18 protein-coding genes are annotated in these 20,344 nt (G+C 35.4%); 7 read left to right on the top strand and 11 right to left on the bottom strand.

Annotation, left to right across the window (positions count from 1 at the left end):
* Positions 1-116 precede the first annotated feature (116 nt).
* Together AC0ONG_RS01725 and AC0ONG_RS01720 are read left to right on the top strand one after the other, a co-directional pair.
* Positions 117-1,010 (top strand): ATP-binding protein, encoded by an 894-nt coding sequence (locus AC0ONG_RS01725; RefSeq protein ID WP_000892989.1) that lies wholly within the window; start codon positions 117-119, stop codon positions 1,008-1,010.
* A gap of 3 nt (positions 1,011-1,013) precedes the next feature.
* Positions 1,014-2,897, top strand: coding sequence for a vWA domain-containing protein (locus AC0ONG_RS01720; RefSeq protein ID WP_001248845.1), 1,884 nt, complete (start codon positions 1,014-1,016; stop codon positions 2,895-2,897).
* A gap of 37 nt (positions 2,898-2,934) precedes the next feature.
* On the opposite strand, the gene AC0ONG_RS01715 is transcribed toward AC0ONG_RS01720, so the two are convergent.
* The 3 genes from AC0ONG_RS01715 to AC0ONG_RS01705 are packed head-to-tail and all read right to left on the bottom strand — an operon-like array spanning position 2,935 to position 5,617.
* Positions 2,935-3,357, bottom strand: a complete 423-nt coding sequence (locus AC0ONG_RS01715; protein WP_001189930.1) for an NUDIX hydrolase — start codon at positions 3,355-3,357, stop codon at positions 2,935-2,937.
* A gap of 59 nt (positions 3,358-3,416) precedes the next feature.
* A complete protein-coding gene (locus AC0ONG_RS01710; protein WP_000723120.1) occupies positions 3,417-4,382 on the bottom strand; it encodes an L-threonine 3-dehydrogenase in 966 nt (321 codons plus the stop codon).
* Between the two features lie 44 nt (positions 4,383-4,426).
* Entirely contained in the window at positions 4,427-5,617 is a 1,191-nt protein-coding gene (locus AC0ONG_RS01705) for a glycine C-acetyltransferase (RefSeq protein WP_000095903.1), read from the bottom strand.
* Between the two features lie 213 nt (positions 5,618-5,830).
* Between AC0ONG_RS01705 and AC0ONG_RS01700 the strand changes: the two genes are divergently transcribed.
* Positions 5,831-6,562 carry a class I SAM-dependent DNA methyltransferase gene (locus AC0ONG_RS01700; protein ID WP_000885973.1) on the top strand — a complete coding sequence of 244 codons (732 nt, stop codon included), beginning with the start codon at positions 5,831-5,833 and terminating at the stop codon, positions 6,560-6,562.
* A 31-nt stretch (positions 6,563-6,593) separates the two neighbouring features.
* Here AC0ONG_RS01700 and AC0ONG_RS01695 read toward each other — a convergent pair whose 3' ends face one another.
* Genes AC0ONG_RS01695 through AC0ONG_RS01685 form a run of 3 tightly spaced genes read right to left on the bottom strand, consistent with a single transcriptional unit; the run spans position 6,594 to position 9,487 of the window.
* The gene (locus AC0ONG_RS01695) at positions 6,594-7,415 is read right to left on the bottom strand and encodes an ABC transporter ATP-binding protein (RefSeq protein ID WP_001167972.1); all 822 of its coding nucleotides are present in this window, start codon (positions 7,413-7,415) and stop codon (positions 6,594-6,596) included.
* Positions 7,416-7,427: 12 nt separating this feature from the next.
* Positions 7,428-8,486: a FecCD family ABC transporter permease gene (locus AC0ONG_RS01690; protein WP_000760052.1), complete on the bottom strand. Its 1,059-nt coding sequence runs from the start codon at positions 8,484-8,486 to the stop codon at positions 7,428-7,430.
* Positions 8,483-9,487 (bottom strand): FecCD family ABC transporter permease, encoded by a 1,005-nt coding sequence (locus tag AC0ONG_RS01685; protein WP_000925213.1) that lies wholly within the window; start codon positions 9,485-9,487, stop codon positions 8,483-8,485. Before AC0ONG_RS01685 ends, AC0ONG_RS01690 begins: the two co-directional genes overlap by 4 nt.
* 172 nt (positions 9,488-9,659) lie before the next feature.
* On the opposite strand from AC0ONG_RS01685, the gene AC0ONG_RS01680 reads away from it, so the two are divergent.
* Complete coding sequence (locus AC0ONG_RS01680; RefSeq protein WP_001010281.1) at positions 9,660-10,628, top strand: ABC transporter substrate-binding protein; 969 nt, start codon at positions 9,660-9,662, stop codon at positions 10,626-10,628.
* A 380-nt stretch (positions 10,629-11,008) separates the two neighbouring features.
* Positions 11,009-12,358, top strand: a complete 1,350-nt coding sequence (locus AC0ONG_RS01675; protein ID WP_000338303.1) for a peptide MFS transporter — start codon at positions 11,009-11,011, stop codon at positions 12,356-12,358.
* Between the two features lie 37 nt (positions 12,359-12,395).
* Here the strand turns inward: AC0ONG_RS01675 and AC0ONG_RS01670 are convergent, their stop codons facing one another.
* Positions 12,396-12,575, bottom strand: coding sequence for an acid-soluble spore protein H (locus AC0ONG_RS01670; protein WP_000382679.1), 180 nt, complete (start codon positions 12,573-12,575; stop codon positions 12,396-12,398).
* Between the two features lie 191 nt (positions 12,576-12,766).
* On the bottom strand, positions 12,767-13,054 hold the full coding sequence (locus AC0ONG_RS01665; protein ID WP_001075219.1) for an ArsR/SmtB family transcription factor: 288 nt from the start codon (positions 13,052-13,054) through the stop codon (positions 12,767-12,769).
* A gap of 947 nt (positions 13,055-14,001) precedes the next feature.
* On the opposite strand from AC0ONG_RS01665, the gene AC0ONG_RS01660 reads away from it, so the two are divergent.
* Positions 14,002-15,621 carry an L-lactate permease gene (locus AC0ONG_RS01660; RefSeq protein WP_000109120.1) on the top strand — a complete coding sequence of 540 codons (1,620 nt, stop codon included), beginning with the start codon at positions 14,002-14,004 and terminating at the stop codon, positions 15,619-15,621.
* Positions 15,622-15,660: 39 nt separating this feature from the next.
* On the opposite strand, the gene aspA is transcribed toward AC0ONG_RS01660, so the two are convergent.
* From aspA to gloA2, 3 genes are all read right to left on the bottom strand, one after another.
* The gene (gene aspA, locus AC0ONG_RS01655; protein ID WP_000562136.1) at positions 15,661-17,094 is read right to left on the bottom strand and encodes an aspartate ammonia-lyase; all 1,434 of its coding nucleotides are present in this window, start codon (positions 17,092-17,094) and stop codon (positions 15,661-15,663) included.
* Positions 17,095-17,267: 173 nt separating this feature from the next.
* Entirely contained in the window at positions 17,268-18,566 is a 1,299-nt protein-coding gene (locus AC0ONG_RS01650) for a hemolysin family protein (protein ID WP_000353320.1), read from the bottom strand.
* Between the two features lie 108 nt (positions 18,567-18,674).
* A complete protein-coding gene (gene gloA2 / locus AC0ONG_RS01645; RefSeq protein WP_001017672.1) occupies positions 18,675-19,061 on the bottom strand; it encodes an SMU1112c/YaeR family gloxylase I-like metalloprotein in 387 nt (128 codons plus the stop codon).
* 91 nt (positions 19,062-19,152) lie between these two features.
* Between gloA2 and AC0ONG_RS01640 the strand changes: the two genes are divergently transcribed.
* On the top strand, positions 19,153-20,331 hold the full coding sequence (locus AC0ONG_RS01640) for a NupC/NupG family nucleoside CNT transporter (RefSeq protein ID WP_000668872.1): 1,179 nt from the start codon (positions 19,153-19,155) through the stop codon (positions 20,329-20,331).
* Positions 20,332-20,344 lie beyond the last annotated feature (13 nt).

The following is a 20,344-nucleotide window of genomic DNA, read 5'->3' as shown; positions in this document are numbered from 1 at the left end:
CATCTTGATTGCTTTTTCTTTTCCCTTTATCCTCCTTCCTTTTCTTTGCATACCATATTAAAACAAGTTATCATAAGATGTATTACTTTATGAAAATAATGTTAGGTGGGAAATACATGTTAGAACAATTTCATATACATTCTGATTTAAAACAGCAGCTTTCTACGATTCATGAAAAGAATAAACAAGAAGCTGGTGAAAATGCTCATTTAATCGGTACTAAAATATATAAAGCATCTGATAACAGCATTATCGAAGATGCGATTACAGCACTTCTTCTTGGCAAGAACATTCTATTAAAAGGACCGACTGGTAGTGGTAAAACAGTACTAGCGGAAACTCTTTCTTCTTTATTTCAAAAACCAATGCATAGCATTAACTGCTCTGTCGACTTAGATGTAGAAGGTATTTTAGGATACAACACACTACAAACGAAAGATGGTGCATCTGAAGTTTCATTCGTTAACGGTCCTCTTATGAAAGCAATGAAGAACGGTCACTTCCTATATATTGACGAAATCAATATGGCAAAACCTGAAACTTTACCGCTACTTCACGGCGCATTAGATTACCGTAAAATGATCACAAACCCATTTACACAAGAGGTTGTATACGGTGATGAAGAATACCGTGTAATTGCTGCGATTAACGAAGGTTACGTTGGAACAAGTGAACTAAATGAAGCATTAAAAAACCGTTTCGTTATTATTGAAGTTCCTTACATTCAAGGTGACACATTAAAAGAACTATTATTAGCAGAATCAAAATTAAATGATGTTGCAACAATTGAAAAGTTTGTTGCATTTGCAAGCGACCTTATGCCTTTAGCTCGCGATGGACGTGTAAGTGAAGAAGCAGCAAGTATTCGTGGTATTATCGACGCATGTGATTTAGGTGTATATATTCCTGTTATGCGCGCTATTGAACGAAGCATAATTGCAAAACTTAATGATGAAACAGAACAAATGACTGTCCGTGAATTAGCAGAAAGTTATTTCTTTGAGGGATAATTTATGAGACAAATTTTTAGTGACAAAAAAATTGATGCGTCGCTGTTTCTACAAATGGAAAACTTAATGTATGCCCTTCTAAAAGAAGACGATGCCTATCTTGAATATGGCTATAAAGCATACTACGACGAAATTGAAAAGAAAGTTGTCATTAGTCACTTTTGGGATGATCGAAAAGAAGAAGATACAGTAATCGGATTAAAAAGCGAAGTGTTCTTAAAAGCACTTGGTAATAAACATTACTCGGACATGACTTTAATTCGTTCTTATGCGATTGAATTGCAAGAATCGCCCCTAAAAAAGTTTTTAACACAATTATTTGTTCTATTAGAAGATTTACGCGTTGAGGAAATCGTAAAGAACTTACGTCCTGGCACGAAGCATATTTTTAAACGCCGAAAAGAAATGTACCGCAATTATTTCGGCTCTCAAAATGAAATAAACCGCGTTCGTAATTATCACGGTGATCGTTTGTTTTGCCTATGCTATCTTTCATTAACGAGCGATAAATATGAAATGTTTAATAATGAATATTTTGAGCAAATTGAAGCGATTTTACATGAAACATTCCAAGCACGTAATACAGAAGATATTATGTATGTCGTTGAGAAAATTCGCTATCGCTTAGAGGCGCTTCTTGAAAGTGATATGCTTAACAACTATTTCGGACATGCTCCACTTTACTTATCTGTTCTTGCAGACGAAAAGAACTGTCGCGTCGAAGATTTAGCAAATGATGATACACAGCTTATAGATGACGATGAAAATAAAAACAAAATGGATGAAAGTTTCTCCACATGGCATCGTGAAAATAAAAATAACGAAAACGAGAACTTTTTACGCTTTGAATTAGAAAGCGGAACAAAAACAAACATGATGGGCGATACTGCTCGTGAATCAGAAGATGGCGACCAAGCACTTGGTTCTGTACAAGGTACTTCTCAAAAAAGTACACAATCCAACTTTGATGGCGCTGATACAGAAGAAGCAAGAGCTTCACACGCTTCTAGCCAGCACGACGGTGCATACGGTAAGTATAATGTAGGTGCTTCTCATACATTTAAAGAAGCTCGCAAAGCAAATATCGATGAGAAAAAAGATTACCAAGCTATCAAATCAGTCGTCAATAAAGATGTAAAAGAATTAAAGAAAATTATCGAAAAAACGATTGAAAATAAAACGAATGCGAATAGTGATAAATATTACGGAAGGCTTCGCAAAAAATTCCTTCGTATTTATACCGAAAAACAACCGCGTATGTTTTATAAAAAAGGACAAGAGTCACAAGAACTCGATGTTGCATTCCAACTGTTAGTTGACTGTTCTGGTTCTATGTATAACAAAATGGAAGAGACGAAGAAGAGTGTTGTACTATTCCATGAAGCTTTAAAATCTTTAAAAATCCCGCACGCTATTAGCGGATTTTGGGAAGATGCCTCTAGCGCTAAACCTGAAGATAAGCCGAACGTTATCCATGAAGTTGTAAATTATAAAAACTCAACGTTACCAAACGTTGGTCCGGAAATTATGCAACTTCGTGAAGAAGAAGATAACCGCGACGGATATATTATTCGTATCGTTTCTGAAAAGCTTGCAAAAAGACCTGAGAAACATAAATTCTTACTAGTCTTCACAGATGGTGAGCCTTCTGCGCTAGACTATCAACAAGATGGAATTTTAGATACGCATGAAGCTGTTAAACTCGCGCGTAAAAGTGGCATGGAAGTAATCGGTATCTTCATCGAAGAAGGCGAGGCAAAAGAAGCAACTTATCAATTGATGAAGAACATTTATAACCATCACTTCTTAGTTGCAAATCATGCTGAAGATTTACGATTGAAGATTAAACCATTACTGAAAAAATTATTACTGAAGACGATTGAATAGAAGATAGGAGCCTTGTGGCTCCTGTTTTTTCATTCAATTACTTTGTTTCTGGTTGAAACTTATATGGAATGGCTACTTCTAATAAGGATTCAAATCCTCCGTCATAGTATGGGAAGCGCTCATTCGCAATTGTTCGATCCACCCACTCTATTGCAGAAATTTCACCTTCATCTTCCGCAATAAGTTCACCTTTTACTACATTCGCTCGGAATGTAAAAAATAGTGCATGATTCCCTGATTCCTCAAAGAATTTTTCATTGATCGCAACAAGTCCACCTAACGTAGCAATTAAACCTGTCTCTTCTTTCACTTCTCTTATTAGTGCTTCCTCTAATATTTCACCTTTTTCCACAGCCCCACCTGGCAATGACCAAACGTTTTGTTCTGCATTATGTACCATTAATATTTTATCTGTTTCCTCGTCATGTATTAGTGCGTATACGACATCTACTCTTTGCATAAGACTTCTCTCCTCCCAAAAATAATGAAGAGCCGATTCCTAAGAATCGACTCTTCCTATTAATTCATCACTAACTCAGCTGTGAGCTTTTTTTTTAACTTAGCCAACATGTCCGTTGTCATTTTGTCTAAATCGTATTCTGCTTTAAAGCCCCACTCTTTCATTGCTGCAGTTGCGTCAATAGAGTTTGGCCAACTATCAGCGATTGTTTGACGAGCTGAATCTACTGCATAATCCATTGTAAACGTCGGAATGTGTTTACGAATTGATGCTGCAATTTGCTCTGGCTCAAAACTCATTGCCGTAATGTTAAATGCATTTCTATGCACTAGCTTACTTGGATCAGCTTCCATTAATGAAATGATCGCTTGTAAAGCATCAGGCATATACATCATGTCCATGTACGTTCCTTCAGCAATGTATGAGGTGTATGCACCTTTTTTAATCGCCTCATAATAAATTTCAACTGCATAATCAGTCGTTCCGCCTCCTGGAGGAGCTACGTAAGAAATTAAACCTGGGAAACGGACACCGCGCGTATCTACGCCAAACTTTTGATGATAATAATCACATAGTAATTCTCCTGCTACTTTGTTTACCCCATACATCGTAGTAGGACGCTGAATTGTATCTTGCGGTGTATTATCTTTTGGCGTCGATGGACCGAATGCACCGATCGAACTTGGCGTGAAGAACTTACAGTTTAATTCACGAGCTGCTTCTAATGCATTTACAAGTCCGCCCATATTTAAGTTCCATGCGAATAACGGATTTTTTTCTGCTGTTGCTGAAAGTAAAGCTGCTAAATGAATAATTGTATCTACTTCATTATGCTTTGCAATATCATGTAATTTTTGTCCATCTGTTACATCTAACGTTTCAAACGGACCAGACTTTACTACTTCACTATCTGTTTCACGAATATCTGTTGCAATAACATTTGATGCGCCGTATACATCACGAAGTTTCATTACTAGTTCAGAACCAATTTGCCCTAAAGAACCGGTTACTAGAATTTTTTTCATTTTCCCCACTCCTCATTTGCAAGCTATCCAAAAGATGCCCTTACTTAAATGATGCCCATTTCTTTTCCTACTTTTTCATACTTACGAATTGCTTCATCTAACATTTCTTTCGTATGAGCTGCTGTAGGCATATTACGAACACGACCTTTTCCTTTTGCTACAGTTGGGAACACAATAGATTTTGCGTATACACCTTCTTCATTTAGACGCTTACTAAATTCTTGTGTTAACACTTCGTCCCCAATAATACAAGGTGTAATTGGCGTTTCACTTTCCCCAATGTTAAAGCCAAGTTCTTTTAATCCTTGTTTTAAGTAGCGGCCATTTTCCCATAAACGATCATGTAACTCTGTGCTTTCCATTAAGATTTCAATTGATCTCATGCAAGCTGCTGCATCAGCTGGTGTTAATGCTGTAGAGAATAAGAATGGACGTGAACGAACTTTTAACCAGTCAATTAAGTTTTGTTTCCCTGCTACATATCCACCAATTACCCCAATTGCTTTTGATAATGTACCAATTTGGAAATCAACTTTATCAGATAGACCGAAGTGCTTTACAGTTCCTGCACCTTTTCCAAGTACACCTGAACCGTGTGCATCGTCTACATATGTCATTAAATCTAATTCTTCTGCAATCTCAACAATTTCTGGTAGTTTTGCAACATCTCCATCCATTGAGAAGACACCGTCTGTAATTACCATTAATTTATTGTAAAGACCCGATTCTTTCGCCGCGATTGCTTTTTGGCGTAAATCTTCCATATCAGAATGTTTATAAACAATAATTTTTGCCTTTGATAGACGACTACCATCAATAATAGAAGCATGGTTTAATTCGTCTGAAAGAATTGCATCATTTTTATCCATAACAGCTGAAATCGCTGCCATATTACAGTTAAATCCTGATTGGTAAGCAATTGCCGCTTCTGTATGTTTAAACTTTGCAATTGTCTCTTCTAATTTAATATGCAAATCTAAAGTACCGTTAATTGTACGAACAGCTCCTGCCCCAACACCGTACTTATGAATTGCACCAATTGCTGCTTCTTGCAAACGGCTATCTGTTGCTAATCCAAGATAGTTGTTTGAAGATAAGTTAATATATTCTTTTCCGCCAATTGTAATGATTGGTCCATTTGAACTCTCAAGCGGATCAATTACGTTATAAAGCCCCTTTGATTTTAAATCCTCTAAATTTTCTTCTAAAAATTTTGCAAGTGTTTTACTAGACATCGTGAAGCCTCCCATCGTTCATGTAAGCAGATTATTGTCTTAATAGTTCTAATAATCCCTCTACTAGCTTAACACGTTTTCAGAATTTATTATAGAAAAATAGTTTAAAGTAACCGCTTACAATTTTAGATTATATATGATTCATTATAATAAATCTATCATTTACTTTTCATATTTGATAGAATTAAAAAAATATTTTGGGAGGTTTCAAACATGGCATTTACAGAATCTGATGTATACAATAACACAGCATTTTTCGAACAATATATGAAACGAAGATACCGAGAAAATAGCCCAAATGAATCCATTGAAAAACCAGTATTCTTTCAGCTCATTGGTCATGTGCAAGGAAAACAAATTCTCGATTTAGGCTGTGGTGACGCTAAGTTTGGTGCGGAATTATTAGAAAAGGGATGCTACTCTTACACTGGCATTGAAGGCTCCGAACTTATGTATGAAAAAGCTAAAAATCAACTAGAAAATAAAAATGGATCTGTTCATTTTTTAAACCTCAAAGATTATACCTATCCCTCTTCCACTTTTGATTTAGTAACATCTAGACTCGCCTTACATTATATTGAACATCTTGATACCATTTTTCAAAATGTGTTTCAAACTTTAAAAACAAATGGCACCTTTACCTTTAGCGTTCAACATCCCGTTATTACTTCTTCATTTGAAAGCTTACAAACAAGTGGTAAAAGAACGAGTTGGCTCGTCGATGATTATTTTAAACTAGGCAAACGGGTTGAACCATGGATTGACCAAGAAGTTATTAAATATCATCGTACAACGGAAGAGTATTTCACATTATTACAGCAAGCTGGATTTACCATTACATCATTAAAAGAAGCTACACCAAATCCAATCTATTTTCAAAATGAAGAAGAGTATAAACGTCGCTTACGAATTCCTCTCTTCCTCTTATTTTCTTGTACCAAATAAAAAAAAAAACGATGAATCACTCATCGTTTTTTTATCTTATCGCCTGAGCAACTTCTTTAACTACACGTCTTCCTCTTCCATGCGGGATACAAAGCGGTGTTCCAAACAACGGATCCGTACTAATTTGACACTCCATTCGGAATACATCACGTACTAGTTTCTCATCTACCACTTCTTCAGGTTTACCTTGTGCATATATTTGTTTATCTTGAATTGCTACAATGTTATCTGCATAGCGGCATGCTAAATTTAGATCATGTAATACCATAACAATTGTTCTTTGTTCTGTTTCATTTAATTCGAATAATAAATCCAGCACTTCAATTTGGTGAGTCATATCTAAGTATGTAGTGGGCTCATCCAGTAAAATGATATCTGTATCTTGTGCAAGTGTCATTGCGATCCAAGCACGTTGACGTTGCCCACCTGAAAGAGCATGCACATCACGCTCAGCAAATTCTGTCATACCTGTCGCTGCAAGTGCTTTCTGTACCATTTCCTCGTCTTTTTCTGACCATTGCTTCAGCCATGTTTGGTATGGATAACGCCCTTGCTTTACAAGTTGTAATACTGTAAGTCCTTCTGGTGCTTGTGGTCCTTGCGGTAAAATCGCCATTTGACGAGCGATTTGCTTCGTTTGCATACTTTGAATGGCTTGATTATCTAACAAAATATCACCAGTTGTTGGTTTTAATAATCTAGCTAGTGAACGTAATAAAGTTGATTTCCCGCAACCGTTAGAGCCGATAAAGATTGTAATTTCGCCTTTTGGAATTTCTAAATTCAACTCATCAATAATACTTGTTTCACCATAAGACAACGTCAAGCGTTTCGTCTCCAATGCTTTTTGCATATTCATCTCCCTTTATGAATTCCGACTTTTATAAAGTAAATAAATAAAATAAGGTGCACCAATTGCTGATGTAAATACCCCTGCTGGAATTTCAAGTGGCGTGAAAATTGTACGCCCTATTAAATCTGCAGCAAGTACTAGAATTGCACCGACAATAGCTGCAACTGGGAGTAATGCACCGTATAAAGAACCAACCAATCTTCGTGAAATATGAGGTGCCATTAAACCGACAAATCCAATCCCTCCGGCAAAAGCTACCGCACCACCAATTAAAGCTGTACTAAGTAATAGCATAAATACACGCGACTTCGTTAAAGGAACCCCAAGTCCTACCGCTATATCATCCCCTAGCTCTTGTGCATTTAAATGCCTAGCTGCGATAAATGATATTACTGTTAAAATGAGAACCCAAGGCGCAAGTACCATAACATTTTGCCAAGAAGAGCCGTAAACGGTACCCGTAATCCATACATTTGCTTGGCTCGCTTGATAAATTGGTGCTAGCAACATAAATAATGTTGTCGCAGCCTTCGTTAATGCCCAGAATCCAACACCAATTAAAACGAGACTAATTGGTGATAATCCATCATTTTGCCATGCAAATAAGTATACAAAAACCGCTACAATCGTTGCTCCTGCAAAAGCTGCGAGCGGCATATAATGAATACTTACCGTTAGTGCATTATTTTTATCACTAAATAGCGCTAAAAATAATACAACTGCAACACTTGCCCCGCCCGTAATCCCGATGATATCAGGAGAAGCAAGTGGATTTCGAACAAGCCCTTGTAAAATACAGCCCGCTACCGCGAGCGCAATTCCTACGAGGATAGCAATTAAAATACGCGGCATACGAAACTTATTTACAACCATGTTTGACATCGCATCGCCATTTCCGGTAATTGCTTGCCATACGTCATAAGGAGCAATTTTCATGTCTCCCATACCTGCGCTCGCAAAGAATAATCCTATTAAAACAAGTAGTAAACTTAACAAGACGAGACAAGCTCGTTTATACATTAAAAACGAGAGCTCGCCTTTTCCTATACGAAACGGAATATATTTCTTCATTTGCTAAGCCCTCTCTTACGTGCAATATAAATAAAGAACGGTGCTCCAATAAATGCTGTCATAACTCCTACTGGTACTTCTTGTGGCATAATGACATATCTTGCTGCTATATCAGCCAATATTAGTAGTATTGCACCTAACAATCCGCTATAAGGCACTCTCCATCTGTGGTCAACTCCAACAAGAAATCTAGCAAAATGCGGAGTAATAATCCCAATAAATCCAATTGGGCCAGCAACCGCAACTGAACCACCAGACAACAGTACAATAATAAGTAACACGAATGATTTCATTAAAATTGTTCGTTGTCCAAGTCCTTTCGCGACGTCTTCTCCCATCATCAATGTATTTACTTTTCCTGCCATAATAAGAGATGCAATCCATCCTATTAATAAATATGGGAATACAGATTGTAAAATTTCTAACTTTCGCCCTTGCACAGATCCAGCAAGCCAAAATAATACCTCTTCAAGTGCTTTTTCATTTAACACAAGTAATCCTTGTGTTAATGATGAAAATAACGCACTAATTGCGACCCCTGCTAACGTTAACTTAAGAGGAGTAGTCCCTTCTTTTCCTAAAGAACTAGAAGCAAATACAAGTACAGCTGCAACCGCCGCTCCTAAAAAGGCGATCCATGTGAAAGCTGATAATGATGTTACTGAAAAGATTACAATTGCTACAACTATGAAGAACGCAGCACCTGAATTTAATCCAATAAAATCTGGAGAAGCAAGTGGATTCTTAGTTAAAGTTTGCATAAGACAACCAGCAATGGCTAAACTAGCACCAACACTAGCTGCAATTAACGCCCTAGGCAGACGTACATTTTGAATAATAATATGTTCATTGGAACCGTTAAAATGGAAAAAAGCATCCAATGCTAGTTTCCAACTCGTATTTGTATATCCGAAAATAATACTTCCCCAAATACAAATAACGACTGCAATGATTCCAACAAATAATCCAATCCCTTTTGCTCGATTTGTTTTTAATAACATGCAGCGTTTCCCCTTCAATGTATAATGATACGTTGTTAGTGTATTTCAACTTAATTCTTATTGTCAACGGAAATGAGAATTATTTTCACCCATATATATTGACAATTAAAAGATAAAGGCTTAATATCATGCTTGCTATTGAAAAATATTCTCAACATTTAGGGGGTACATAATGAATTTCATGCGGAAGAAATCGTTTACAGTATTTGTATTTTTACTAGCATTTTCAATGCTTTTAAGCGCTTGTGGAAAATCAAGTAACAAAGAAGAATCTACAAAAGAAGATAATAAAAAAGAAGTGGTTACTGTAGAACATGCAATGGGTAAAACAGAAGTTCCTGCTAATCCAAAACGTGTAGTTATCTTAACAAATGAAGGAACTGAAGCTTTACTTGAATTAGGTGTGAAACCAGTTGGTGCTGTAAAGTCTTGGACTGGTGACCCATGGTATCCACATATTAAGGATAAAATGAAAGATGTAAAAGTTGTTGGTGATGAAGGACAAGTTAACGTTGAAACAATTGCTTCTTTAAAACCAGACTTAATTATCGGTAACAAAATGCGTCACGAAAAAGTATACGAACAACTAAAAGCAATTGCACCTACTGTGTTCTCAGAAACATTACGTGGTGAATGGAAAGATAACTTCAAATTTTATGCAAAAGCATTAAATAAAGAAAAAGAAGGTCAAAAAGTTGTAGCTGATTACGAATCACGTATGAAAGATTTAAAAGGCAAACTTGGCGATAAAGTAAATCAAGAAATCTCTATGGTTCGTTTCATGCCTGGTGATGTTCGTATTTATCATGGTGATACATTCTCTGGTGTTATTTTAAAAGAACTTGGATTTAAACGTCCTGGAGATCAAAACAAAGATGATTTTGCAGAGCGTAACGTATCTAAAGAGCGTATTTCTGCAATGGATGGTGACGTATTATTCTACTTCACATTCGATAAAGGAAATGAGAAAAAAGGATCTGAATTAGAAAAAGAATATATTAATGATCCGCTATTTAAAAATTTAAATGCAGTAAAAAATGGTAAAGCATACAAAGTTGATGACGTTATTTGGAATACAGCTGGTGGCGTAATGGCCGCTAACCTACTATTAGATGACATCGAAAAACGCTTTGTTAAATAATATTTCCTTAACCAGCTCCCTTCTATGGAGCTGGTTATTTTTCAATTCACTTAAATGTCACATTATTTCGTTTTGTATTTTTATTCCCAATATGTTATATTGAGAAAGTAAATAGAATATATTTTCTTTATATCAGAATAAATATTTTAATCTAAATTTTCTGATTAATCACTATTTTATTTTCTTTTAGAATTCAATTATTACATTTGAAAACGCTTATCATCTTGTTTTCAGGGCAAAATACAGTAACGGTCGAAGAAAAATAGAACTTTTTCAGAAATTTTCTTTCTATTTCCATATAATTCTATTGACTTCTAAATATTTTGTAAATTAAAATGATTACATAAATATCCGTTATACAGGATTAGGGGGAAACAAACATGGATGCAGCTTTAAAATTAGACAAAGCTGGAGAGCAACAATCACCAAAAAAACATCCACCAGGGTTATACTTGTTGTTCTTTACAGAGGCATGGGAAAGATTTAGTTATTACGGAATGCGTGGCTTATTAGTTCTTTATTTAACAACGAGCTTAGTAAGCGGCGGTTTAGGATTTGATAAAGCAGTTGCAGTTCAAATTTACGGTATTTTCACAATGCTTGTATATTTCACACCTATTATTGGTGGTTGGTTAACTGACCATTTCATTACGAAGCGACATGCCATTACTATTGGTGGTATCATCATGGCAATTGGTAACTTCGTACTATTTTCAATGAATACGAAAACTGGACTATTTTTAGGATTAGGATTATTAGTTATCGGTAACGGATTCTTCAAACCGAATATTTCGACTTTATTAGGTCAATTATATAGTGACAACGATTCTCGTCGTGATAGTGCCTTCACTATCTTCTACATGGGGATTAACTTAGGAGCTCTTATCGCTCCATTCATTTGCGGTTACTTCGCAGATTATAGATACGGTTTCTTAACAGCTTGTATCGGTATGATTATTGGACAAATTGCATTTAACTTATTAGCACCTCGTTACTTAGGATCAGCTGGAACAACAGTTGTGGGTAAAAAATCTAAAGAACAAAATGCAAAAGCTGTTGAGAAAAAACCTTTAACACCACAAGAGAAAAAACGTACTGTTGCAATTTTAATTTTAACTTGTTTCGTTGTATTCTTCTGGGCAGGATTTGAACAAGCTGGTAGCTCTTTAACACTTTACACAGATAAGTTCGTAGATCGTACAATTGGTGGATTTACAATTCCAACACCTTGGTTCCAATCTGTAAACCCACTATTCATTATCTTACTAGCATTACCTGTTTCTGCGTTATGGATTAAGCTTTCAAAAACAAAAAATGGTGATTTGAAAATCCCAACAAAAATGGCATTAGGTATGATTTTACTAGGGATTGGATATTTAGTTCTAACTTTAGCTGTTTTAAAAACTGGTAGCGATGAAGGTAACATTACAATGAAAGCAAACTTACTATTCATTGTATTCACTTACATGTTCCACACAATCGGTGAGTTATTCTTATCACCAATCGGATTATCTATGGTAAGTGCAATCGCTCCTGTTAAACTAGCATCATTATTAATGGGTGTATGGTTAGCTGGTACTGGCTTCGCAAACTTATTAGCAGGACAATTAGCCGCTTTCACTCAATCTTTAGGATATTTAGAAGTATTCGCAAGCATCGGTATTATCGTAATTGTACTGGGATTAGTACTTCTTATGTTCTCTAAGAAAATTGCACATATGATGGAATAACAAAAAGACGCTTCTAAAATTAGAAGCGTCTTTTTTATTATTTCTCCTCTAAAGCTGTCACGTCCACATGAACGCTCTCACCAGGATTAGATACATCATACACTTGAGCACTCCCCTTCTGCTCATCACAGCTCTCAATCCATACTGGTACGCCCTCATATGTAACGTCAATTCTACTTGAAGAAGATAAGATTTGTTTCACACGTTTCACATCCATACTACTATCCCTCCTTTTGCTTACTACACTCCTTTCTATTTTTTCTTTTCCTTTTAGAATATATTCGGTAAGGCAGCATATTGATTAATAGTCATTTCTACCTCACATGCTAATATTTACTCTCTCGCTACCTTTCTGACAAATAAAAAAAGACGTATATTCTACACGTCTTTTTCCATAATATTCAAATTTTAAGAAAATAATGTTTTTACTACCGCACTTACTTTATCATTATGGATTTGATAATACACTTCTAATCCTCGTCTTTCAAAGCGCACTACTTTATTTTGCTTTAACTTCGTTAAATGTTGTGAAACCGTTGATTGCGGAATTTCTAACACTTCCTGTAGTTGTGTTACATTACATGTTCCTCTTTGCATAAGTTCCATTACTAGACGTAGGCGAAGTGGGTGAGCTAACGCTCTTAACATTTGTACATCTTCTTCTGAAATACGACATTCGAATTGATTTTGGTTCATAAAGTTCCCCTCATTTTCGTTTTTATTTGCGTTTTTATGTTCTTTTTATTTATTTATATATCTGTTCTTATATTTCCTGTTACGACATAACTTTATCAACCTATAAAGCCGAAAATTTTTTCCATCTTCATCAGCAAAAATTCAGGAAAAAATCCTTGCTGATTTTGAATATTATACTATATGATATAACGAAAAAGCAAAATAATGGCCTACGAATACTTTGCTTACAAACGTTGTTTTATCAGGCTTTTTGTTATATTTTCACCTCATTGAAATGCACAGTAACGGTATTGTAAAATATCGTCTATAATTGATAACCTATCGTAATGTAGTTGAACTATACTTAACCTCTTTGTTACGCTAAAAGGAATTTTCAGTAAAAAGAGATGATATGGTATTAAAAATTTGTTTCTTATTTTTTATTCGTATTGCAAGCGGTTGAATTGTTGTGAAAAACTTCCTATTAAATCCACTCACCGTTCCTCTCTCACTAAATCAAACAGGACAGATAAGTGCATATATCAAACTTTAATCAGTAGGGTTTTTGTTCATCCCCACTGATTATCAGCCCTCACCAACCGGGCGTTTACTGGCAGCCCGATCCCCACCTAACTTCTTTGCTTCCGCTGAATTTTGAGGTGTGGGTCTTACTGCCCGTTAATGCGGGATAAGAGACGGCATCTAATATACACCTATAGGGAACATGCCATCTGAATAAGCAAAATAATATGCAAATAATTTATACAGCACACTTAAATTCATTTGAGTGTGTTTTTTGTCTACTTTATGAACAAAGCTTTTCTTTTAACACTATTATGGAATAATTATACTTTTTTACGTTGACAATAGTGTTGAAGGAGAATATACTAAGCATGTAAGTTGATTGTGAATAGTTTCACAAATAATGTGAATTTCTTCACATATAATAGATAGGAGTTGTCATTATTATGAGTACTTGGACACAAATTTATGATCCATTAAACAATATTTGGTTATCTGCACTAATCGCAGCACTTCCAATTTTCTGCTTCATCATTTGTTTAATGGGACTGAAAATGAAAAGTTATATCGCTGGTCTTTACAGTGTGATTGTCGCTATTATTCTTGCAATATTTGTTTATAAAATGCCAGCAACAGTAGCTGTAGCATCTGCTGGATTCGGTGTTTTATCTGGATTTTATCCAATTTGTACTATCGTTATCGCCGCAATTTTCCTTTACAAATTAACTGTTAAAACAGAGCAGTTCAATATTATTCGCGATAGTATTTCAAGCATTACAAATGATCAACGTTTACAAGTATTATTAATTGCTTATTCTTTCGGTGCTTTCTTAGAAGGCGCAGCTGGTCTAGGGGTTCCAGTTGCTATTACAGCTGCACTACTTGTGGGTATGGGCTTTAATCCATTAAAAGCAGCAGGTATTTGTTTAGTAGCTAATATTGCTGGTGGTGCTATGGGTGCTATGGGTATTCCAGTTACAGTACCGGCACAATTAACTGAACTTGACGCATTAACAATTGGTCGTCAAACTGTTCTTATTTTACCTTTCATTAGTATTATCTTACCTTTCTTACTTGTTTCAATGGTCGATGGAGTTAAAGGTATTAAAGAAACTTGGCAAGGTATTCTTGTAAGTGGTGTTTCTTTCGCTATTACTCAATTCGCTGTAACTTACTTCTTAGGTGCAGAACTTACTAATATTTTCGCAGCCGTTGTAAGTATGATTGCTCTTGCATTATTCTTACGTGTTTGGCAACCAAAATCTTCTACTAAAGAAGAAAAACAAGAAACTAAAGTATCACATACATTCAATCAAATTTTATATGCTTGGTCTCCATTCGTATTCTTAACTGCATTTGTAACAATCTTTAATTTAAAACCAATTAAAGCTTTATTTGCTCCAGATGGTGCGTTAGCAAACTTAGTATTTAACATTCAGTTCCCTGGTCTTCATAATGCTGTTATGAAAACTACACCAATTACAAAAGCTGATACACCTTTCGCAGCTGTTTTCAAATTTGATGTATTTTCTTCTACAACTACTGCGATTGTACTAGCAATTATCGTTTCACTTATCGTTTACCGCGTAAAAGGTAAAATGGTTAAAGAATTAATGATTGAAACAATGAAAGAATTAAAAGCTCCAGTATATACAATTTGTAGCGTTATCGCTTTAGCTTACGTAGAGAACTACTCTGGTATGTCATCTACACTTGGACTTGCATTCTCATCTACTGGTAATGCATTCCCAATTCTTTCTCCAATCTTAGGATGGATTGGCGTATTCATTACAGGTTCAGTAGTTTCAAGTGGTTCTTTATTCGCACCACTGCAAGCAGTAACAGCAGACCAATTAAACATCGTTCCTTCTACACTCGTTGCCTTAAACGTGGTAGGTGGTACAATGGCAAAAATGGTTTCACCACAATCTGTAGCAGTTGCTTGTGCCGCAGTTGGACTAGTTGGTAAAGAATCTGCTCTATTTAAAACAGCAATGAAATACAGTTTAATCTTCTTAGCTGTTATTAGCTTACTTCAATTAAACGCTGTGTTTAATATCTTTTAAAAATAAAACACCGATCCAAATGGATCGGTGTTTTTCACATTATATTTTTTTATTTTTTAATAAAGAAGCTCCAGCAATTTCAGGGTGAGTCATTTCGAATGGATCTAAAATAATATCCAATTCCTCTTCTGTCAGTACACCATGTTCTAAACATAACTCCCTAACAGATTTTCCTGTTTCAATTGCTTCACGTGCAATACGAGATGCTGCTTCATAACCAATATGAGGATTAACTGCTGTAATAATTCCAACACTTTTCTCAACATATTGCTTCAGCAATTCTTCATTTGCTGTAATTCCTTCAATACAATATTCACGGAATACACGGAATCCATTATTCATAATGCTTATAGATTGAATTAAATTAAATACAAGCACAGGCTCCATTACGTTTAACTCTAATTGTCCTGCTTCTGATGCTAAGCAAATTGTATGATCGTTTCCGATTACTTGGAATGCGACTTGGTTAATTACTTCTGCCATAACTGGATTTACTTTTCCTGGCATAATGGATGAACCTGGCTGACGTGCTGGCAATTGAATTTCAGCTAACCCAACACGTGGACCAGACGCCATAATACGAAGATCGTTTGCAATTTTAGACATGTTCATCATACATACTTTAAGCGCTGCAGATACTTCTGTGTATGCATCTGTATTTTGCGTTGCATCAACTAAATGCTCTGCACCAACAAGTGGGAATCCACTAAACGTTCTTAAATGTTTTACCACTTGTTCAATATACGTAGGATTTGCATTTAATCCTGTACCAACAGCTGTCGCCCCCATATTCACTTCATATAAATGTTGACGAGACTGTTTAATTCTTTTTATATCACGCTCAAGCACTCGGCTATACGCTTCAAATTCTTGTCCAAGGCGAATTGGAACTGCATCTTGTAAATGTGTGCGTCCCATTTTAATAACATGATCAAACTCTTTTGCTTTTTTACGAAAAGCAGAATGAAGTTCTTCCATTGTAATAAGAAGCTCTTCTAACATCATAAGAGTTGCAATATGAATCCCTGTTGGAAACGCATCGTTCGTTGATTGGGCCATGTTCACATGAGTGTTTGGGCTAATTTTCGCATATTCCCCTTTTTCATATCCCATACGCTCTAACGCTCTATTCGCAATTACTTCATTTGTATTCATATTAATAGAAGTTCCGGCTCCACCTTGAATAGGATCCACGATAAATTGATCATGAAACTTTCCATCAACAATTTCTTGCGCTGCTTCTGCAATTTCATGTCCAATGTCTTTAGCTAAATAACCAGTATCTATATTCGCAAGTGCCGCTGCTTTTTTCACAATTGCCATTGCTGTAATGAGTGATGGATGAATGCGGTATCCTGTAATTGGGAAGTTTTCTACGGCACGTAATGTTTGTACACCATAATAAGCTGCACTTGGTACTTCTTTTTCACCTAAAAAATCTTTTTCTATACGTATATCCTTCGTTGCTATCATTTTTATCACCTATACTTTTTCATTCTAAATCCTTATCCAAAAAATCCGCCCTCTAAAAACACGAGTATCATTCAGAAGAATTTTTCAGTATCCACCTTCACTATATAGCACCTTTTTTGAAAGCGCAAACATTTATTTTTCTGTATATCCTTTTTATTAAAGTTTATAGAAAATCATTCTTCTACTTTCCTTATTTCCACTCGTTTAATTTGATGCATATCCTTTTCAAGGACTTTAAAATAAAAACCGTGTTTCTCAATAACATCTCCTTCAGCAACGATTTGTTTTTGTACCATAATCCAGCCACCAATTGTATCTACATCATCAGCAATTAAATGTATGCCAAGCAAATCATTTACTTCACTAATAAGCACTTTTCCCTCTACGATTTTATATCCTTCACTTACATGCTCTATAGGTGGATTCTCATCTTCATCGTATTCATCTCGAATTTCTCCAACAATTTCTTCTAAAATATCTTCTAGTGTAACAATCCCTGCTGTACCACCATATTCATCATATAATACAGCTAATGGAATGTGTTTTCTTTGCATTTGTAACAGTAAATCATGAATTGGAATATTTTCTAGCACTTCAATAACTGGCCTTGTATATGGCATAATTGAGCACTCCTCGTCCCGATTACCATCCATATAACGAATAAATAAATCTTTTACATTTACCATCCCAATAATTTCATCTTTATCTTCACCAAATACAGGATATCTCGTGTACTTTTCTTGTGCGATGACTTTAATATGTGTTTCAAATGGTTCGTCCTCATATAAGCCTACAACTTCCGTACGAGGTACCATAATTTCTTTTGCTACTCTATTATCAAATTCAAAAATATTATTTACATATTTAAATTCCCTTTGGTTAATCTCTCCGCTCTCATAGCTCTCAGATAAGATTAACCTTAATTCTTCTTCTGAATGAGCTACTTCATGTTCAGAAGCTGGATGTAATCCGAATAAACCAGTTACAACCCTCGCTGAACCATTTAAAGCCCAAATAAACGGGTACATAACTCGGTAAAAATAAATAAGTGGTTTCGATAACAATAAGCTAACTTGTTCTGCTTTTTGTATAGCAAATGTCTTTGGAGCAAGTTCCCCAATGACAACATGTAAAAATGTAATTACTGCAAAGGCAATAATAAATGAAACTGTACTGGAAATTGCAGGTGAGAATTGTAATTTTAAAAACAACGGCTCGAGTAAATGTTTAATAGTTGGTTCCCCTAACCACCCGAGCCCTAAAGCAGTAATTGTAATACCTAGCTGACAGGCCGATAAATACTCGTCTAAATTTGAAGTTACCTTTTTAGCTGCCAGTGCACCTCGTCTTTTTTCACTAACGAGTTGATCAATACGACTGCTACGTACCTTAATAATTGCAAATTCAACAGCCACAAAAAATGCTGTTAACCCAATAAGAATGACTACCATCAATAATTTTAAAATATCCACATATGCTCTTTAGCTCTCTTAGCTAAAGTTACACCTCCTTTTAAAAAGAAGTTTCACTTTAGTTTCTTCAATTATTGGAAAGCAACTCTATATAAAATCCACCAATTTTCAAACCTCATACAATTCTAAAGGTAAACCATCAGGGTCTTGGAAAAAGACGAATTTCTTCCCCGTTATTTCATCAATACGGATTGGTTCTGTCTTAACACCACATTGGTTTAAATGCTTCACAGCTTCTTCTATATTTGTAACAGCAAATGCTAAATGTCTAAGACCGGCTGCTTCTGGACAACTTTTGCGCTCAGGCGGATTTGGAAATGAAAATAATTCGATTTGATACTCTTCTCCTACACATAAATCTAATTTATAAGAATCTCGTTCCTTTCTATATACTTCATTTATCTCTTTAAACCCTAATATTCTAGTATAAAAATTCTTTGACCTCTCATAATTCGAACAAATAATTGCAACGTGATGCACTCTACATATATTCATACTCTCTCTATTCCTTTCTTTACCAAAGATGCATATTCTCCCTTGAAATGAAAAACATATATAGCAGAATATCTCTTTTAGGGGGCTTATCATGAAATTCATTACTTTTTTCGTCGGACTAATTGTTGTTTTCTTACTCGCTTATATTGCTAGCAACAATAAGAAACATATTAAGTTTAAACCAATTTTCATCATGCTTATTATACAGTTAATTTTAACCTACCTATTATTAAATACAGAAATCGGTCTCATACTTATTCGTGTCATTTCCAGTCTGTTTACAAAGCTACTCGAGTATGCTGCTGATGGAATAAATTTCGTATTTGGTGGTATTGCAAATAAAGGTGAAATGCCATTTTTCCTTACTGTATTATTACCAATCGTCTTTATTTCTGTTTTAATTGGTATATTACAACATTTCAAAATACTACCATTTTTTATTCATTGGATCGGGTACTTTCTTAGTAAAATAAATGGTCTTGGGAAATTAGAATCTTACAATGCTATTGCCTCTGCCATTGTCGGTCAATCAGAAGTTTTTATTACAGTGAAAAAGCAATTAGCTCAAATTCCAAAACACCGTCTTTATACACTTTGTGCCTCTGCTATGTCAACCGTATCTATGTCTATCGTAGGTGCCTATATGACAATGATTGAACCTAAATATGTAGTAACTGCACTCGTTCTCAATTTATTTAGCGGTTTTATTATCGTACTCATCATTAACCCTTACGACGTTAAAGATGACGAAGATATTTTAGAAATCAAAGGTGAAAAACAAAGCTTTTTTGAAATGCTTGGAGAATACATTCTTGATGGTTTTCGTGTAGCCATTGTTGTCGGCGCTATGCTCATCGGATTTGTCGCATTAATTAGTTGTATTAATGACCTGTTCCTCATTATATTCGGTATTACGTTCCAACAATTAATCGGCTATGTATTTGCGCCTATCGCATTCCTTATCGGTGTACCAAGTTCTGAAATTGTCGCAGCTGGCAGCATTATGGCAACGAAGCTTGTAACGAATGAATTTGTCGCAATGATGGACCTTAGTAAAATTTCTAATAGCCTTTCTCCCCGTACAGTTGGGATTATTTCTGTTTTCCTTGTGTCTTTTGCCAATTTTTCTTCCATTGGTATTATTTCAGGTGCGGTAAAAGGACTAAACGAAGAACAAGGAAACGTTGTTGCGAGGTTTGGCCTTAAATTACTATATGGAGCTACTCTCGTTAGCATTTTATCCGCAATTATCGTAAGCATTATGTTGTAATTAGGTAAAATTT

This window comes from Bacillus sp. TCT6 (assembly GCF_056033845.1).
The sequence above is the reverse complement of the archived record's forward strand: the minus strand, read 5'-3'. Positions and strand labels throughout refer to the sequence as shown.